This is a genomic window from Ruegeria sp. 6PALISEP08 (genome assembly GCF_001238295.1).
Taxonomy (GTDB): domain Bacteria; phylum Pseudomonadota; class Alphaproteobacteria; order Rhodobacterales; family Rhodobacteraceae; genus Ruegeria.
Genome location: NZ_LGXZ01000039.1, coordinates 1 through 906, shown reverse-complemented (window position 1 = coordinate 906; position 906 = coordinate 1). Strand labels below are relative to the sequence as shown.

Genomic DNA, 906 nt, shown 5'->3' with positions numbered 1-906 from the left:
CCGTCAAAAAATAGAAATAGCAATTGACGACTTCGTGTATGAAGGTCGTGCAAAAGGCATAAAAAGCAAGAAGCTAGCGGATGACTACTCTGGTGGCTATATCGTTGTAAAGGACGCAAATATGGCGACTGCCGTGGCCGAAGGACAGACCTTGATCGCATTTCCAAAGAAGTCCGCAAATTTCATTGTGGACCTAACCGGTACGAAGAAGGCTATGGAAGAAGGTCGCAAGTGCAACCTTGCACTTGCCAGCTAACTTAGGCCGCTACTCAACCCCAAAAAGTTGAGTTGCCTTTTTGTCAAACCCTTACGTGGCCCCGCAGTTTGTGGGGTCATTTGTTCTTCGTTTTTGTCTCTTCACCTCAAGCTTCAAGCTTATGGTTATCCAGCCCGAACTGGCGCGGGTGTTGTCTGGAAAACGACGATTTTTGGTTTATCCAAGTGAGTGGCTAGACCGAGTGCTACCTTCAAACAAGGCAACGCGGTTTTTTATTGCCCGTGTCTGCTTTGTGTCCGCGCAGCAGTCGCTCAGGAAAACTTGCCGACTGACCGCTTCGAGCCCAGAGCGGCGAATGCTGTCTTTGACATCAACGTCTGCGATGCGCGAAAAGCGGGCATGGCGTATCTGCTGAGCATTCGGCTTGGCGAGATGGAACCGAGTTCGCCTGGACAAAGGAGGCTTTGACCGCATGATTTGAAACACAGAGTTCCGCAAACTGCAGAAACTGGTCCTATCGGGACGGAGACTGGATGACCTCGTGATGCAAAGTCGATGCACCTCACCGGGTGACTTCTCAGCGGACTTCCAGAAGGCATCCCGTAACCAACGCCATTGTGGTGCGGTTCGTTCGACCCCGGAGAGAACCATGAGCCCGATGCGACCTAATTCTGCCCTTGAAATCGAAA

1 pseudogene is annotated in these 906 nt (G+C 51.2%); it reads left to right on the top strand.

Annotated features, from left to right (window positions below):
* Positions 1-256: pseudogene (locus ALB80_RS22470) on the top strand (hypothetical protein); the annotation flags it as partial.
* Positions 257-906: the final 650 nt, after the last annotated feature.